The 17,585-nt window shown below is 57.4% G+C and carries 8 protein-coding genes and 3 pseudogenes; 6 read left to right on the forward strand and 5 right to left on the reverse strand.

Annotation, left to right across the window (positions count from 1 at the left end):
* Positions 1-40: 40 nt before the first annotated feature.
* Together QA645_RS39975 and QA645_RS39980 are read left to right on the forward strand one after the other, a co-directional pair.
* Positions 41-168: pseudogene (locus QA645_RS39975) on the forward strand (IS630 family transposase); the annotation flags it as partial.
* 223 nt (positions 169-391) lie between these two features.
* Entirely contained in the window at positions 392-595 is a 204-nt protein-coding gene (locus tag QA645_RS39980) for a hypothetical protein (protein WP_283046475.1), read from the forward strand.
* Here QA645_RS39980 and QA645_RS39985 read toward each other — a convergent pair.
* On the reverse strand, positions 584-1,057 hold the full coding sequence (locus QA645_RS39985; protein ID WP_283046476.1) for a transposase: 474 nt from the start codon (positions 1,055-1,057) through the stop codon (positions 584-586). The two genes, QA645_RS39980 and QA645_RS39985, sit on opposite strands and share 12 nt — an antisense overlap.
* 366 nt (positions 1,058-1,423) lie before the next feature.
* The gene (locus QA645_RS39990) at positions 1,424-1,669 is read right to left on the reverse strand and encodes a hypothetical protein (RefSeq protein WP_283046477.1); all 246 of its coding nucleotides are present in this window, start codon (positions 1,667-1,669) and stop codon (positions 1,424-1,426) included.
* Between the two features lie 374 nt (positions 1,670-2,043).
* On the opposite strand from QA645_RS39990, the pseudogene QA645_RS39995 reads away from it, so the two are divergent.
* The 3 genes and pseudogenes from QA645_RS39995 (at position 2,044) to QA645_RS40005 (ending at position 6,378) form a co-directional block, all read left to right on the forward strand.
* Positions 2,044-2,493: pseudogene (locus tag QA645_RS39995) on the forward strand (Lrp/AsnC family transcriptional regulator).
* 804 nt (positions 2,494-3,297) lie between these two features.
* Positions 3,298-4,977 carry an MFS transporter gene (locus QA645_RS40000; protein ID WP_283046478.1) on the forward strand — a complete coding sequence of 560 codons (1,680 nt, stop codon included), beginning with the start codon at positions 3,298-3,300 and terminating at the stop codon, positions 4,975-4,977.
* Between the two features lie 173 nt (positions 4,978-5,150).
* Positions 5,151-6,378, forward strand: a pseudogene (locus QA645_RS40005) (diaminopropionate ammonia-lyase).
* Positions 6,379-6,800: 422 nt separating this feature from the next.
* On the opposite strand, the gene QA645_RS40010 reads toward QA645_RS40005, so the two are convergent.
* The 3 genes from QA645_RS40010 to QA645_RS40020 all read right to left on the reverse strand — a co-directional run bounded on the left by QA645_RS40010 (position 6,801) and on the right by QA645_RS40020 (position 15,184).
* Entirely contained in the window at positions 6,801-8,216 is a 1,416-nt protein-coding gene (locus QA645_RS40010; RefSeq protein WP_283046479.1) for an MATE family efflux transporter, read from the reverse strand.
* A 16-nt stretch (positions 8,217-8,232) separates the two neighbouring features.
* Positions 8,233-14,643 (reverse strand): non-ribosomal peptide synthetase, encoded by a 6,411-nt coding sequence (locus QA645_RS40015; protein ID WP_283046480.1) that lies wholly within the window; start codon positions 14,641-14,643, stop codon positions 8,233-8,235.
* A gap of 394 nt (positions 14,644-15,037) precedes the next feature.
* Entirely contained in the window at positions 15,038-15,184 is a 147-nt protein-coding gene (locus QA645_RS40020; protein ID WP_283046481.1) for a hypothetical protein, read from the reverse strand.
* A gap of 309 nt (positions 15,185-15,493) precedes the next feature.
* Here QA645_RS40020 and QA645_RS40025 point away from each other — a divergent pair, with 309 nt between their 5' ends.
* Entirely contained in the window at positions 15,494-15,862 is a 369-nt protein-coding gene (locus tag QA645_RS40025) for a hypothetical protein (protein WP_283046482.1), read from the forward strand.
* Positions 15,863-17,585: the final 1,723 nt, after the last annotated feature.

Here is a 17,585-nt window from a genome sequence, read left to right on the forward strand (position 1 = left end):
CCATTGTCTTCTGGCATCTCTGCAAGAACGACCCCCACTAATAAGGAAATGGCTAGCCACAAGGCCACGTTGGCATGTGCACCTGCCCCGACTAGTTCGTCATGGCTCAATCAGGTCGAGCGCTTCTTTGCCCTTCTTGTCGATAAGAGCGGCAGGCGCGGCGTCTATCGCGGTCGCCTCGGCGGTTCTACTCATCCACAACATGAACATATGCGGCCTGGCGAACTTGTGACTCGGGTCACTGGAAGATGCCGACTGCCGCCGGCGTGGCTTTCAAATTACAGGATGCGCTCACGGTGGTCTCGAGCGCCTTCTGGTCTATGGGGCCAGCCGGCCCGAAGCGCCCATGACTACAAGAGGCGGCACACATCGCTGTTAGCAGCCACATGAGATGGACGTGGAGCTCGCGCGGCGCGGCGGCCTTGATCTCGTCGAGGAACTTGCGAAACTCGGCGGCGAGGTGGCGTTCTTAGCACTTGCCGATGACCTGTCCGGTCGCAATGTCGAGGGTTGTCGCCGCCCTCAGGGCGAAGATCACTTCGTTCATCGAGAGACACAACGTAAGCGCTTATCCATGACCCTATTATGGGGATAGCCGTCGATGATCGCCTCGAGTGTTGTTGAGCTTGCAGGTAGCGACTATCGACGCCAGCATGGCCCAGTTTTCTGCCCCGATTTCATGGCCCGCGAAGAGCGCATTTTTTCTGGTTAGGCAGACCGGCCGGATGGCGTTCTCGACCGGGTTGGTGTCCAGTTCGGACGCCCGTCTTGGAAGCGGGTCAGCCCCCTGCCAGTGATTGAGCGCATAGCAGATGTCCTCGGCGAGCGTTGAGCCGCTGGAGATCATAGAAAGCTGCTTCTCAAAGCACGGTTTTAAAGCCGCGATGAGGGGCGACGAGTGCTCCTTGCGCGTGGCCAACCGGACGTCCGGCCACGAGCCGCGCACCATGGCTTTGATGGCGGAAAGCTGCGCGATTTGTCGACAGCGGCGTCGGCGATCGGAGACTTGCTGTTGCGCTCCAATTTGACGAAGCGCCGGCGCAAATGGCTCCAGCAATGCACGAGCGTCCACGGCCCTGCGGTCGAACGACCTCGGTCAGTCGGTCATAACTGTCATAGGCATCGCATTACAGGAAGCTCCCGCCAAAGCCATGCAGGAACTGCTCCGCAAAAGACCCCGCTGCGACCGGGGCATATCGGAACAGCACGATCGGCGGGCTTGGGCCGTTGTGGCCGCGGTCTCTGAGGCGATCGCCCAGAAGTAGCCCTTCTTCGTTTGGCCGCGCCCGCCGTCCGCGATCGTTGCCCAAACAAACTTGCAACCTCGAGGCGCTTGTGAACCATTACCGTGCCCGTTCGGTCCCACACCAAATCTTGATTTGGGTCGAGACGAAGCATCTCCTGCACCTTCGCCGGAAGCCCATCAGCGCAAGTCAATCGGCCGCATTGCAACGTAAATCTTGAGATCAGCACCGGCCGCGATCATCGTGGCGCGCACCGCACGGATCCACCGGGACAGCTGCTCACCATCAATGGCCGTATCCGTCCGCAGCACGACATCACGCATCGCGATCTCAAGCTTGATCGCCGGAATCTGCCCCTCCTCCAACTCATGTTCCACGACGAGCGGTGCGAATGTCGGCGTGGACGCTTCGCACGGCGGCAACATGCCTCGCAGTCGAAACCGCCGTCGCCAATCGTAGATCCGCCAGCGCGTCGCTGCGTGCTTGCGCGCTGGTCATCGGGCAACAGACTCTCGGCGACGATCCGTAGCTCTCTCAGCTGCCGAACGAATGCGGCGTCCCAACGGCCCTTCAAGAACTTCCTGCCAGCTCACCGACCCGCCGATGGGCTGTCTGAATGGACGTCCCTTTGGCTGTCCAATCCCATCAAAACCTCCGTCCAAGCCGGAGGCTTCTTCGCATAGTTATCCATATCCCGAAGCAAAGGTTCCCGCTAAGCGCTTACGGAGCACGCGATCCGTTCCTGGTCCGAGATGTTTCTCTTCGAAAAGAAGTAATCTATTGCAGTTCTTGCCTGTTCTTGAGGTGCGACCGAATCGACGCCACATCCTGAGATCATGCAAAAGAATAACCGTCTCACATCCGAGACGATCGGCGAACTGGCCGGGCTTTTGCTACCGCGTGCAACACAGGCCAAAAGAGGCTCTGCTTGGTTATCGAGGCCGACGTTTCGATCGTTTCGGCAAAAGGCGGTCGGACGGCCTATTCAGATGCTTTTGCTGGTGACATTGGAGCGCTAGCGCTCGGACATAATCGACAGATTCAGGAGGCGATCAAATAATCCGTTGAAGTTGTCAACGGGTTTTACGTCAAAGGACTTTGTCCTATAGATAAGGCACGCTCGATGGACGACTATGAGCAGTTCACGCGGCGATTCTTCCATGAGAACCCCGATATCGAGGGTTTTAAGACCATGGTAGTCATGGACCGGGTAAAAGCCGGATTTGCTATTCCAATTGAGGCTCCCTGAGATTGAGCGCCTCACCAACCAGACCCCACCTACCTCTCAATCACCAAGCCGGGCAAGGGTGTCACGGTACCCGTTAGAAACGAGCGCGGTCTTCGCGCATTGGCGCGCGCAACTTTCGACTGAGTGGCGTCACCTCCAGGCTACCAACACCCACCGCTCATCGTGGCGCTTTGTGGCGCGAGCGAGCTGGCTGACTCGGTCGATGGACTTTCAAACGCTCACCAACCGGAGATGTCGGCCTGGCCAGCGCCTCGCTAGCGCCCTTTTTCGTCGCGCAGTGCGAGTAAAACGCTGCAAGTTTCCTTCGCTTTTGTGCTCTAAGCGGCTACGCGGAATTAAATATTCAGACCGCTTCTGAGTATGGCCTCGCCTATTTGCGTTCACATCGCCGCTGACTTTTGGGCAGATCTAAGAAGATCGGCTGCGTTTCAGTTGCGCGCCGAGGCGCCGCGGCTCGCTCTGCGGCGCCTGTCACGAGGAGATCAAGTTTTTAAATCAATACAAGGCGCCGAAGGATTAAGGCCTCTGGCTCAGTTGAGTGGCATCTGGCCCTTGCCGGCGGCATCTCGCAGGGAGTGACTACGGAATGAGGCGTTTCGAGAAAGCGCGCCCTTGCAGGGCGAGAGCAAGGTTTCCTCGTCAGGATCGGGATCGTACGAAGCGGAACCCTTGGCGTGAAGCTGACCATTTTGGGGTTCTCTTACATCTAAACAGCGCAAGGCGAATGACGCCGGACCTCGCGTTTGCCACCAGCCCCTCTTCATCCTCATTCGTCGAACCATCCGGGGTAAGGCAGCAAGCTAGATGACTCCTCTTAAGCCTCGAACACTTAGCACTGAAGGTATCACAGCGCCCTTCCGCCACCTCACCTTTCGGCATATCTGGCTTGCGAGTCTCCTGACGAACCTGGGCGCCCTAATCCGGAGCGTCGGCGCAGCGTGGGCAATGACTCAGATGACAACGTCGGCCGACAAAGTTGCGCTTGTGCAGACAGCGTTTTTGTTACCAGTTATGCTGATTTCGATGCCCGCAGGCGCAATTGCGGATATGTATGACCGGCGGATCGTGATGCTTGTCGCGCTCAGCATGTCGCTAGCTGGTGCCGCCGCACTTACAGCCCTTACCTGGCAAGGGATGGTCACGCCAGACTCGTTGCTGATCCTGTGCTTTGTAATCGGCACTGGCGTGGCTCTGATGGATCCTGCCTGGCAATCCTCAGTTAGTGAACAAGTGCCGGCGGAAGCACTTCCAGCTGCGGTCGCGCTGAACAGTATCAGCTACAACATCGCGCGCAGCGTGGGACCGGCGATCGGCGGGATGGTGGTTGCGGCAGCCGGCGCAGTCGCTTCGTTTGCCCTAAATGCATTGCTATATCTGCCACTGCTTGTTGCGCTCTTCTTGTGGAAGCGTATTTCCGAACCTTCATATCTTCCGCCCGAAAAACTAAACCGCGCCATCGTTTCGGGGCTCCGCTACATCGCTAACTCGCCCCCGATCAAAATCGTGCTGATTCGTTCCATGATCACCGGCGTGATCGGAGGCGCCATCATCGCGCTAATGCCGCTGGTCGCCCGTGATCTCCTTGGAGGCGGTGCTCGGATCTATGGGATAGCTCTGAGCGCGTTCGGACTTGGCGCGGTAATTGGAGCGCTATATGTACCCGAAGTGCGAAAGCGCCTGAGCGGTGAAGCAGCAATCCGCGCCTGCGCACTGTCAATGAGTGGGGCGCTTCTGGCAGTGGCGTTGAGCCACGAGCTGGTTCTAACATCGGCCGCCCTTGTCCTTGCCGGGGCTGTATGGATGATCTCCTGGGCTCTCTTCAACATTGGCGTGCAGCTGTCGGCCCCGCGCTGGGTCGCAGGACGCTCGCTCGCAGCCTACCAAGCCGCGAGCTCAGGAGGCATTGCTGTCGGTAGCTGGGGCTGGGGTCATTTGACCGATGCTGCAGGCGTCGACACGGCGCTTTTGATATCAGCAGTGCTGATGTTAATTTCTCCACTTTTGGGGCTTTGGCTCCGTATGCCTCGCATAAACCCGCGAAGCGAGGATGCTGAAGCGCTCGCGCATCCTGAGGTTCGGCTAGCGCTAACCCATCGCAGTGGACCGGTCGTGATCGAAATCGAATACCGCGTGGCACAAGAGAATGCGCGGGCCTTTCATAACGTCATGCAAGATGTGCAGCTGTTCCGAAAGCGGAATGGTGCGTATGGCTGGTCGATTGCTCGCGATATCGCTGATCCTGAACTGTGGACAGAACGCTACCATTGCCCCACGTGGCTTGATTATCTGCGTCAACGCAATCGCTCGACGCATTCAGAACGCGCGCTAGATCGTCAAGCTGCGTCCTTTCACGCGGGTCCAGAGCCCGTGCGTATCCGGCGCATGCTAGAGCGTCCGTTTGGCTCCGTTCGGTGGAAGGACGATGTACCCGACCATACCGCCAACGAGGCCTTGCTCGGTGACTATAACCGGAATCGAACGTAGTGACTGTCGGGAATAGCCCGACTTGATGTCGCGGATGGAGCATCGCGCAGGCTCTCCGACAGCAGAAACCGGAGCGATCCACTCTTGCATAAGTGGCCGCAGAATGCATGGATGTTATTGTCGTAAATGAGGTTTCTGATAAAGCATCAGCAGAGACGCAAGAGAGTCGAACCATGTTGCTTCTCAACCGGCACACCGATTACTGCGCGCCACTGCAAGCTCCGGATGCCAAGATGCTCAGTGTCGAAGGAGCGCGGAGTAGAGCGCTTCCTTGCGCATCGAGCCGATTACAAGGCAACGCCGCTCGTCTCGCTGACGGGCCTTGCTCGTCAGATCGGCGTTGCCTCGATCCACCTGAAGGACGAAGGCCATCGGCTCGGACTTGGTAGCTTCAAAGGTTTGGGTGGTGCCTATGCCGTGATCCGCCTCGTGCTGGAGGAAGCAGGTCGGAGGCTCGGCCGAGTCCTTGACGCGTCCGAGCTCCAGTTGCCCGAAGTGAAGCCCGTAGCGCGAGGGATGACGGTATCGTGCGCCACCGATGGCAATCACGGCAGATCAGTCGCGTATGGTGCCCAGCTGGTTGGCGCGAAGTGCGTCATATTTGTTCACTCGGGCGTCAGCGACGAGCGGATCGCGGCTATCGCACGTTTTGGCGCGCGGACGATCCGCGTCAGTGGCAACTATGATGACTCCGTCGCCGAAGCGTCCCGAGTTGGCGCAGATAAGGGGTGGATCACAGTATCTGACACGTACTGGCCGAGCTACGAGCGTATCCCGGGCATAGTGATGCAGGGATACACCGCTCTCGTGAGCGAAGCGCTGCGTCAGTTATCCGAGCCTCCGACCCACGTGTTCGTTCAAGCCGGCGTGGGCGGGGTCGCCGCTGCAATTGCAGGGCATTTCTGGGTTCTGACTGGTGACAAGAGACCATTCTTCACCGTTGTCGAGCCTTCGAGCGCGGCGTGCCTGTTTGAAAGCGCTCGAGCTGGCCATCCCGTCAAGGTCGAGCATGGGGCGCCAACAGTAATGGCGATGCTTGAATGCTACGATCCGTCCCTCGTCGCATGGCGCATCCTTTCGCGCGCTGCCGATGCCTTCATGGCGGTCGACGACGAGGACGCCATCAGCGTCATGAAGCTTCTGGCAAACCCTGTGGATGGCGATCCTGCTGTAGTTGCTGGGGAAAGTGGCGGCGCAGGTCTGGCAGGGCTGCTGAAAGTTGCCTCCAACCAGACATCGCGGTCCATGACCGGACTGGGACAGAGTGCCCGGGTCTTCCTGATCAACACCGAGGGTGCGACTGATCCTCGTCTCTATGAAGAACTCGTCGGTGCAACGCCGGCGCAAGTGACTGCGAGAAATATTGCACCAACTTGGGACGAGAAGACGTCGGGCTCGTGAACCTCCGGGTCGCCTTCAGACGCGGACCGGTTTCGCGCGACAAAGGCGGCCTGCTCTTTCGTCTCGAATGACAGCCTGCAGCCGAAGATGTCGGCCAGGAGAGACTACCCTAGCCGACCACGATGCAGCGCATTCATTCCCGCAAGAGGGACGTGGTCCTCGGACCATCATATGCCTCTTGGTGATTGTGTAGGTAGGCGAGGCCGTGCCTGGACAGTGATAGGCGCTTACCCCAAGTTGCCCCTATATTGAACAATGTTTCGACGATCCGGCGCATTCGACGTGAGCTCTATGCTTAATCATCCCGCGGAACTAGCCAACCTCGTGGCCGCCTACGTGGGCAACGACTTTGGCAACCATCTCGGAACGGATTACCGCTGACTGCCCGCGAGGAACGCATCAACAGTCCGGATCATGCCTAGTCAAGTCAAGGAGCCCTCTCGATTTCTAGCCGAATGTGCCGGTCCACCTCGCCTGAGCTCAGCGAACTGGCGCAAGACGACGAACAGCGCGATCATTCCAGCGCCCAGTTCAGCGATGGCTTGGCTGGCCAAAACCCCACTGAAGCCTGATACGAGAGGAAATAAAAGCACCGCCGGTATAAAGAGATACCCTTGCCTGGCGAAAGAGACCAGCGCGCTAAGGCGCGCTTTCCCCTGCGACTGAAGCATTGTCGTCACAAAACTCTGAATTCCGTAAAGCCAAAAAAACAGGTGAAAGACGATGCAGCTCAAGGCGGCAATCTCTGTGACATCATCGCTATCGCTGAACAACCTGACCAACGGCCGGGCAAAAACGATAACCGCTGCGGAATACGCAACGGAAAGCACAACGGTGATAGACATCATAAACTTCGCAACCTTCACTACACGAGCAAAGTCGCGCGCTCCCCAACCGAACCCCAGGACAGCTTGAGAGCCGATACAGAATCCGGTGATAGGCAGCGCGCCGATTGTCAAGATTCTTATAGCAATTCCCACCGCCGCGATGAAATCGTCACCGAACCGCGCAGCAGCTCCGTACAAGAACATACCGGCAAGAGCGGCTAAGATACTTGTTGTCGTCGCCGGCGCCCCAATGAGCGCGAGCTGCCTGATGCGATCTACTCGTAACGAGACCTGAGATATGCTGACGAGCACAGAGCCGAGCCGCTTGGCAAAATAGGCGATGTAGAGGCTTATGGCGGCGATCTGTGATATCAGCGTCGCTAGGGCTGCGCCTCGCACACCCAAGCCTAGCAAGAAAATGAAAATAGGATCAAGCAAGGCGTTCAATATGAAAGCGGTCAGCATCGTCCACATACTGAATCGTGTGTTGCCTTCAGCTCTTGCGATGAAGCCGCTGACGATGTTTAGGAGCATCAAAGTCGCCCCCGGCAAGAGGATCGTGGCGTAGTCGAGCGCGATGGGCAGGATGGCTGGACTTGCCCCAAGCACGACGAAGATGTCTCGCAAGGTTACCAGCAGGGCGATGGTCATAATCACCCCGATGGGAGCAGCGAGCGCGATCGCCGTACTAGCACCTTGGCTTGCCTCTAACTCATTACCAGCACCAAGAAGACGAGATATGAAGGAGGCAGTACCTACACCGATTCCCTCTCCCACGGCCGCGAGCACGACAATGAGCGGCATCGTCATGCTGACAGCTGCAATCGCCTTCGCGCCGAGTGAGCCAACAAAGATCGCGTTAAGGAGCTGCTGTAGTGCGTTGATCGACAAGCCGACAACAGATGGAATGGCGAGCCGCAGGAGAAGGCTTGGGAGATTCTGATCCGATAGATCGATGCCGGATTTTCTTCGGCATCTCATCGCGATTACTTTTAACGACAAGCTCCGCATTCCGCTTATCCATGATTCACGCCGTCTTCAGCTCTACTAATTCATTGATCGTCTGCATCAGCTCCTGTTGCAAGACCGTGCAAAGATGGCGGGTCGCCTCATAATCGACCATGCTCGGATCATACGTGGTGTCGATCTGTAGACGACCCGATTGATATCCGACCTCGAACCAGAAAAGGTGGATCGCCGCTGCTTGATGCATGTGTTCGCCGATCCCAAGCGGGCACGGGTCTGTGTCTAGAAAACGGCGTGGGAAATGGCGCTGCAAACCGGCGCGATAATTCACCCCAATTCTGGGAAGTGGCAGGCGATCGAGCCGACACCGCAAGGCTGGATCTCGATTTAGGAATTTCAGGGCCCGAAAGCCTATTCCCCCACGCGGCAGCGCATGGCGCTGCCGGTATATTAGGCGAGCGCGGTCGGAACGCGACTCTCTTCCGGTGACCTTCAATGGAAGCGGAACGAGCTCGCTGATAAGACCAATGATCTGAGATGGATCGAAATCGTCAAACAGCCGACCTCGTGTCGAGGTCAGGCTATCAATCCAGAGCGAATAGTTGCCGAACAGGGCTCCACACGCACCGGACAGGGCAGCAAGAAACACATCAAAGTCCTGGCAATGCGCTGATCTGGCTCCAATACCGAGCAGACCCGCCGTCGCTTCCCCGTCGATCTCAAGATGGTACTTGGCTCGATCTACCCGCGAACGTCCGTTCGCATCCTCCCGACGATCGCCGAGACTTGAATCGTGAAGCTCTCTCGGGCTTGCTTCGGCAACACTCGTGTCGCGTGAGGACGCGTCGCCTACACTCAGATTGAATTGATCGTAGTCAATATCCTCCCAGTACTTGAGTTCGTTTGGTGCTTCGCTGTCCGCGTAATCCTCGAGGCGCTTCAACCAGGAAGAGAGCCCTTGTACGGCCTCAGGGCCGTTCCCATCATGGCCTGCAGCAAGAGCGTTGTATGCGTCCTCTAATGCTTCCAGGAACAGCCGATAGCCCATCCCATCCGCTACGAAATGATGGATCAGCACCAGCAGATAGTAATCACCGCTTTCGGAAGTGCGGAAGGCCGCGACGTGAACAAGAGGCGTGCGACCGTCAAACCGGAACATGTGTTGACGTTTTGCCGAGCCGATCTCGATTGTCCTTTGCTGGTCCGGGCCGGACATCCCGACAAGATCGACCTCGTCCACGATGCGCTCAGTCGGACAAGGTCCAATCCCCAGCCGGAGCCCATCTTTGGTTCGGCCAACTCGTAGCCTGAGACCTTCGTGTTTCTCGATGACTTGGGCAAGAGCGCGGTTGAGGATCTTGATGTTCAGGATGCCACCGCGCAAGAAGAACAGATCGCCGATGTTAAAGTGCTCGTCAAAACCGAGAAGAGAATTCCAAGACGATATGATGGGGAGCACACGCAGCGAGCTGTCCGCTGAAGTGACGTTGTGGGGTGCCGCCTCCGCTTCCCCGACCGCCAACTCCCTGATGGTCGGCGTTCGATAAAGTTGGTTGACGGTGAGATTCAGCCCGGCTTTGCACGCCAGCGTGACGCAACGCACGCTCAGAAGAGAATCGCCGCCGATATCAAAGAAACTGCTGTCAATTCCCACCTCCTTCGCGCCTAAAAGATCCTCCCAGATTCGAGCAAGAACTCGCTCGTTCCTGGTGCGAGGCTCAGCAGATGGACTGGGTTCTATCTCGCGGTACGGAACGGAGGATAGGCAAGTACGGTCTATCTTTCCGCTCGCCGTCAGGGGAACACTGTCAACCAACCTGAAAGCTGCAGGAATCATGGGAGATGGCAACCTGTTGCGCAGATGGGCCAGAATCTCTCCAAGGCTGAGATTCTTGCGAGCGGCCACCACGCTCGCCGTCAAGCGGCGATCGTCATCGATGCCCTCTGCGAAGACCGCCGCCTTTGCGATTGCCGGATGAGACTCAAGGGCAACCTCGACCTCCTCCGGCTCGATGCGGAAGCCCCTCACCTTGACCTGGTTGTCCGATCGACCGCAAATCTCAAGAAGGCCACTGGTTGAGATGCGTGCGATGTCCCCACTTCGATAAAGCACGTTGTATTGTCCGCCATCATACGGATTGGGCACGAAACAGCGGTCAGTCCGATCTTGATCCTGCCAGTACCCAGCGCTCAGACAGCGGCCTGCGATGCACAGTTCGCCAGGGGCTCCGAGAGGCACTCTCTTCAACCGCGAATCGAGCACGTAGAGTTTGACGTTGTCGATTGGCCGTCCCACTGGGACAAACGCCGTGCTGTCATCCGCCTCCGATGTCTCGTGCACGGCGGCATTGGACGCACATTCCGTCGCACCATAGAAGTTCCACAACGGCACGCCCGGAAACGCCTCACGCCAGCGAGCGGGCAGCGAGGAAGGCATTGGTTCGGCACTGCTTGTGACCAGTCTCAGGGCGGTCCTTTGTCGTTGCCGTTCCTGGGACCCGACGAGACCTGAAAGAAGTGGCGGAGAGGCAAAAAAGCGTGTCACGCGATGTTTTGCCAAACTGCACAACAACAGATCCGGATCTAGCACCTGTTCTTGGGTGAGGATCAGCGTGGGCACACTTCTCAGAAGCCCACCAAAATACTCCCAAGCGGACGCAACAAGACAGGCGGACTTCTGGACAACCATGACGTCGGTGCCATCGAAGGGAAAGCACCGCCACATCCAGTTCAGCCGGTTGAGAATGGCCGATTCCGGTATGAGGACCCCCTTCGCCCGACCTGTGGAGGAGGACGTGTATATGAGGATCGCAATTCGCTGATCTGACGGTGTGTCGCTGGGCGCGAAATCATCCCTCGACACCTTGCACGTTTCTAAGGCCAACAGAGAAATCGAAGGTATCTCAAAGCCAGGCTCCGTGATATTCGCGTGAACCAAGAGCTTTGCCTGACTATCTCGGAGGATATGTTGGATCCGATCACGCGGATAATCCGGCGCTATCGGCACAACAACAGCATCCAAGCCTCGCGCCGCGAGCATGACAGCGGCAACGTCCGGCGACCGGTCAGCGAGCACGGCGACCAGATCGCTGGCCCCCACCTTCATCTCCCGCAGCAACGAGCGGATAGCTCTTACGCGCGCACGCAGCTGGTCAAAGGTGACCTCCCCGAACTCGCCAAAATATGCCACTTTGCCGTGGTTAGAGACGCTGATCTGCTCGAAGGCTTCGGCAAGCGGACATTCGGATTCATATCGCCGGATCGACCCATCCAGCGAATCCAGGATAGTGAGGTCTGAGGCGCTAAGGCTGTTCAGTTCCTCAATGGGCGCAAGCGCGTTGTCAACGCAGGCGGCAATCAGACACCGCAGATTGTTGGCCATGCGGACAGCCAGATCACTCGAGATGATGTCTTCCGCATACGCTAGCTGGAGCGCAATTTCATCGCCGTGATCTTGTGCGTACAGTGTTAAATCGAATTTGACATAGCCGGTGTCATATTCGCGGAATGTCAGAGCCAACTCGTCCCGACCAACTGGTTCGGCGGCTTCGGAGTACATGTTGAACATGACCTGGAAGACCGGTGATCGACCCGGTTCGCGACACACCCTTGTATCCCTGACCATCCATCCGAATGGATAGGCCGCATTTGCGATGGCATCGCTGACCAGGCCCTGGATGCGTCTGGCATGAGCAGCAAAAGATTGACTGGCATCGATCGCGGCACGGATCGGCAGCATATTCAGGAAAAAGCCGATGATGTCGGCGCTGCCGGGTTGATCCCGTACAGCGTGTGGCATCCCGACGACAATATCGTCCTGACCGCTGTACATTCGTAGCAACAGCTGGAAGCACGCCAGTAGTGTTGTCGACGTGGTGCAGCTATTTTGGCGCGCGAATTCTCTTACCCGACTGGAGAGATCGCTGCCAAGCAGCACCGGATGCGAGGCGCCGCGGAATGAAACTGTTTGGGGGCGCGCCCTTCCAAGCGAATGCATCGGCGGATCATTACCGATCTGACGACGCCAATAGTGACGCTGGCTCTCCAGCGCCTCTGGATAAATGTGTTGTTGTTCCCACGCGGCATAGCCCGAGAGTGACGCACGGTTCTCTGGCAAAGACGCGGCGGCGTCGGAATATTTCTGCTGAAGATCTCTGAGCAGAACAGAAATCGACCAGGCATCGAGGATGATTTCGTGAGCGGTGATCAATATGAGATGATTGTCAGGACCAAACCGGACCATGCGCGCGCGAAACAAACGGCCGTGTGCGAGATCGAAATTGTCTTTCAGCTCCGTTCGCCGACATTGTGCGATGAACTCCTCAGCTTCGGAGGAGGTGAGATGAGATGCATCGATCAAATCAAGATTGGTGCATGGCGGGGCATCAAAACATTGAACCGGACCGTCTTCGTCGATGAAGCGCGCCGAGAGCGCCTGGTGGGAAAGAAGGACCTCGGTCCATGCCCGATTGAACCGAGCTAAATCGATGCTGCCCTTAATCCGTAGCCCGCCTTGAATGATGTAGTTCCGGGCAGATGGATCGAGCTGCGCCAAAAACCAAAGGTGCTCCTGGAGTCGGGTCAGAGGTGATCGGTCCAGCTTTCGGTATGTCAAGGCTGCGCGTGGATTGGGCTCAGCGCGAGCCTCGATCGAAGCGGCAAGCGATCGAATCGTCCCATTCAGGACCAGTCCGAAATCCGCTCTCACTCCGAGCAAAGTCTGCAACTGTCCCAATATGAGCATCGCGCGGAGCGAGTCTCCGCCGAGGCTTATGAATTGGTCATTCACACCTATGTTCTCGATACGCAAAATGCCCGACCAGATTTTACTTAGCCGGACTTCGAGATCTGATTGCGGGTCCTCGAAGGGCGTTGACAATATCGGTCTAACACACCCTGGGTCAGGCAATGCTGAAAGGTCGACCTTTCCGTTCCTGGTCAGTGGAATACCGCTGACGTGGATGATTCTTTCCGGAAGCATGTAGCTGGGGAGTGCCTCGGCAAGAAACTTATGAAGGTCGCTTTCCGCTACTTCCGCTGGAGCCGTCACATACGCAACCAGCCGCCGCGATTCGGCTTGCGCCTCCGCCCCAGCTATATCTCGCGCCGTAAGCTTTACTCCTGCGCAAGAAGAGGCGACTGCGACGGCACCATGCACCAAGGGATGAGCGGCCAAACGAGCTTCGATTTCTCCAAGCTCGATTCTGTGCCCGCGAATTTTGACCTGACGATCCCGTCGACCGAGACATTCCAAAAGGCCGTCGGAACGGAGGCGCCCAAGATCACCTGTCCGATATAGGCGCAGGAAGGACAAGTCGTTTGAGAACGGATTTGGTCCAAACGCATCCTTGGTGCGGACTTGGTCATTGACGTAGCCAGCAGCAACACCAACACCGCTGACACAGATTTCGCCCACTTCTCCTACATTGCACAGCCGTGTTCCGTCCGCGACATAAACCTCAACGTTTTGAATTGGTCTGCCGATCGGCACATAAGTCTCAGCCAGCGCAGGCGGCACGGAAACCACATGATGCGTCACGCCGTCGGCGCACTCAGTCGGCCCGTAATGATTGAGAATGGAAACGCGGGGATACAAGGCAAGCCAAGCGCGCGCCAATCCGGGCGTTAAAGGTTCGCCGACCGTAGAAATAATCCGCAAGCCGTCGATGGCTCGCTCTGCCGCGGTAAGCGATTGCAGATATTCAACAAACACTGCCAGCATCGACGGAACGAATTGGACGACCGTAGCGCGGCATCGTTGAAGTGCTTGAAGCAGCGATGACGGCGATCTCAGTGTCGCATCATCGATGATCGATGTAGCGGCTCCGATGCAGAGACCAGAAAGAAGTTGCCAAAGCGAGATGTCAAAGCAATGCGATGCCGTTTGCGCGACGCAATCCGACCGAGTGAGACTTAGAGCATCGATCTTTGCCGCCAAATGATTGTTTAGGCCGGCGCGCTCGATCATTGCGCCTTTAGGCTGGCCCGTCGAACCAGACGTAAATAGAATATAGGCAAGTCCATCCACGTTCGGCGATGGCATAAGAGACGAGGTCTGCACCCGACCTAGCGCCGCCTCTATAGCTACGAAGCGAGGAGCTGCTTTGCTGCTCTCCTGGAACAGGCTGAGGGAACCCGGACGGTCTCGGCCTATCAACAAAGCGCAGCGGCTCTGCTCGATCATGAATGATGTACGGGAAGCCGGCAACGATGGATCGAGCGGTAGGTACGTTGATCCAGCCTTCAAAATTGCAATGACCGCCGTCGCCCAGTCGAGGTCCCGTCCCCCCCAATAGCCGACAACCGCGCCGCGAGCCCCCTGCTCTCGTAAGGTCTTTGCAAGGGCATCCGATCTTGATCGTAGCGCCTCATATGTGAGTTCGTCTGCGCCGTGGCTCAGCGCAACTCTGTCCGGATCCGAACCGGCAAACCGATTGATCGCCGTGATCGCGTCAACCGGTTGATGTTCCATGGACTGCTTCTTGGTTGATCGATTTTGCGTAGTCACGCGCCCCGCCATTCGTCGCCTTCTCCGGTGCCAAAATCGGAGCGCCGGAGCTCGTCATCAAGGTGTGCATGCGCAGCCACCCTGATTCCGCACGTCGTAAGGTTTTGTCCGTATAAGCTTCTCGGTATTCGCTTCTGGCTCGGTGATCGGCAGAGGAACAGGAGGACGCTAGGACGGCGCGTCCACTTTGGCACCTACTTGCTCTGGTAGCGGACCCAGCATCGTCTGCATGGCACCCGCAATCAACGCGCCTACAGGCTGGTCATGGCTCGTGATTATCGTAATTGTCCGATTTCCCGAGACTTGAGCCGGCATCATACCCATCGAGAGCGTGCTGGCCACCCCGGCGATACAGCTTTTACGGAAGGCTTCTTACCGTAACCACCGCCAGACCAATGTTGTTCAAGCCCGTGATCGTCGCATCAGGGACGCGGCGGCGCTCAACATTCCTGCGAGTTATTGAAGCTTGCAGCAGCAGTTCCAACAGCGCCTTGAGGTCGGCCAAGTGCCGGCATCTTCAGACAAAGCGCCCGATCACCTCGCCACCCACATCCGAGCAGCTGAGCTTATTTGGCCGTTATTTAACGGAGATTTATTCATGACTAAGGATAACGCGAGGTGGAAACTGAGACCTCGCGTCATCGCGTAGCCCCGGAGGTGAGCAAAAACCGTTGTAAATAGGCGCCGAGGGCATATTTCCTAGGCGGCGCAAGGTTGAACGTCTTGGCGTCTGCACGGACGAATGGCTCACCGAAACTCCGATCGGCAGAGACGCAGCCTACCCGGGACCTCTGCGGGAGGATTAATCCCTCCAATGCGCTCGCCAGACTTGCTTGATGATCTACTCGACCACATCACACGGACCTCTGCGGTCTTGGGCGCGGCTTATTCCTTTTCGATTGATATCATCTGGTGGAATGAGAGCGTCCGTCCTTCTCCCCGAAAACTTTACAAATCAAGCGATCCGATTTTGGCGCTCTCCGCTCAGCTATTCGGGCCTGTCAATTCAACGATGCTGGACCGCATGAGCAGCGTCATCCACAGCAAAAACCTCAGTCTGCTGATGCTGCAAAAGGCGAGCAACTCGTTCGGCTTTGGCGCTAGGCCGAGATTTTCTGTCCGCCAGCCAACGCACAACCTTGGCAGTCTTGTGCGGCAGTGCCAGCGCTCGCATGAAAGGTGACCGATGTCGCGACGCCTCAATGCCGCAGCGGGATCTTTCCTAGGCGATCGTGACCGCGGCAAGGGCCAATATCACGTCGCGGTCGATGCCGAAATGGAGGCGATAGAGCCACCAGATTGCGCAGCACCGGTCGAAATCGGAGAGTGCCCGAGCGCGCTTTAATGCTGCGACCCGCGCTATTGGCTTCATGACACGTCTCATCTGGGAACCTGAACGTCTCCGGACCAGTGCTCTAAATTTCGTGAGTTCTTGGTCGGTGACGGTCGGCCGTCGCGCGCATGCGCCTGCTACGGATTCGGACCTGAGATTCATGTTTGCCAAGCCATGCGCCTCTCGAAGCTTTATGGGAACACCCATATGTGCATTCGACCTGTCCGTAACCTTACGATGCAAGTACTGCTTCCCCCAACACCCAGATCTAGTAGCGACAATTGACAGCGCTCTTATGCGACGGCGCGTTAGTTCGCAGCCCCGATGACGGCGCATAGAAGCGATAGCGTCGGCTACACCTCGGGAAACGGCGCAGGCTCTGGCGGCACGAGCTAGGCGCCATGTACAATCGCCTCAACTCATCGATGGCCGTTGATCCTGAGCTTGATTCGCGCCTGATGAACCCGCCCCCTGCGACGGGCCCTTATTTGGAGGCAGTGATCCACCGCGACTTCCTGCCGCTGTGGGGATGCGGTCAACTCATTTGAACAACTCGCCGGCCGACCACCTAACTGATCGGACACACGATATAGCCAGGGTATACGGTAAGGCTACCCGCCCACAACACTGATCCGGCTACGGTCGACAGCACGTTGCGCAGCCTGATGCGGCCTTCACGAATATTGAGACCAAGCGGATACGAATTTGGCGCGCACCACCCGCTCTCTGACGACGCCCGTTCAACTGAACAGACTACCAATGCATTGTCATGCTGTGCGCACACGCATGCTCTGAGACCCCTTTTCTAGTCGCGATGATCGGTTCGTTGAAGTCTGCACTTGCCTCGCCTATACCGCGGAGAAAATATTAGTAGATCGGTTTCATTTTTTGCTGCGGGCGCTGATGGGGTGGTCAGCGCGACCGTCAATAAGCATAGTCTGCAATCGGCCACAACAGCTGCTGTTCGTTTGCGAACTACCGCGCAGGTTTCGTCAGCTTTTGGAAAGCTAGCGTGAGTACAGAGCCGGTAGGGTTAGCGAGGCGTGGTAGGGACAGCGCCACTACCAGAATGGGACAGCGCCGAGTCACGTTTCTGCTAACCTCAATCTGCAGCTCGGGCGCGGCAGGGACAGCGCCGATCCAGTGCCAAACCGACTGGCGCCGAGTCGCGCCCGCGCTGCTCCCGGTGTCGGAGAAACGTCTCCTGGTAGCCGCACTGTCATGCTTTTTCAGGCACGGACACCCGAACCCGATTGTCCGGGGTAGATTGGCAACGTAACATTTTGCGGCGCGTGTGGTCTTTCAAGCGATCGCTTCCTTGCCTTCCGGTTTGCACCGACGACATTCCTGCGGCAGCGTGGAAGCCTTTTTCATGCAGCGAAGCGACAGACCACTATAAAGATGGCTGAACGGCTGTCGCTGCGATCGCGATAGTTAGCGCCGGCTCATTTCATCGGAGTTGCAGCTCCATTTCGACGAATGGAGGAGCATCGCCTCGCTTAGTTAGATTTTTGCTCGCCTCGATGCCGTTCGTGCGAATTGGGCAGCGGAATCGAAGCGCTGCTGAGGCAGC

Origin of the sequence: Bradyrhizobium sp. CIAT3101 (assembly GCF_029714945.1) — a bacterium.
Lineage (GTDB): Bacteria > Pseudomonadota > Alphaproteobacteria > Rhizobiales > Xanthobacteraceae > Bradyrhizobium.

Coding starts and splice junctions, on each gene's coding strand:
- QA645_RS40010 (WP_283046479.1), bottom strand. CDS start 8,216: ATGCGGAGCTTGTCGTTAAAAGTAATCGCGATGAGATGCCGAAGAAAA.
- QA645_RS39990 (WP_283046477.1), bottom strand. CDS start 1,669: ATGTTGCCGCCGTGCGAAGCGTCCACGCCGACATTCGCACCGCTCGTC.
- QA645_RS40000 (WP_283046478.1), top strand. CDS start 3,298: ATGACTCCTCTTAAGCCTCGAACACTTAGCACTGAAGGTATCACAGCG.
- QA645_RS40015 (WP_283046480.1), bottom strand. CDS start 14,643: ATGGAACATCAACCGGTTGACGCGATCACGGCGATCAATCGGTTTGCC.
- QA645_RS40025 (WP_283046482.1), top strand. CDS start 15,494: ATGCGCTCGCCAGACTTGCTTGATGATCTACTCGACCACATCACACGG.
- QA645_RS39980 (WP_283046475.1), top strand. CDS start 392: ATGGACGTGGAGCTCGCGCGGCGCGGCGGCCTTGATCTCGTCGAGGAA.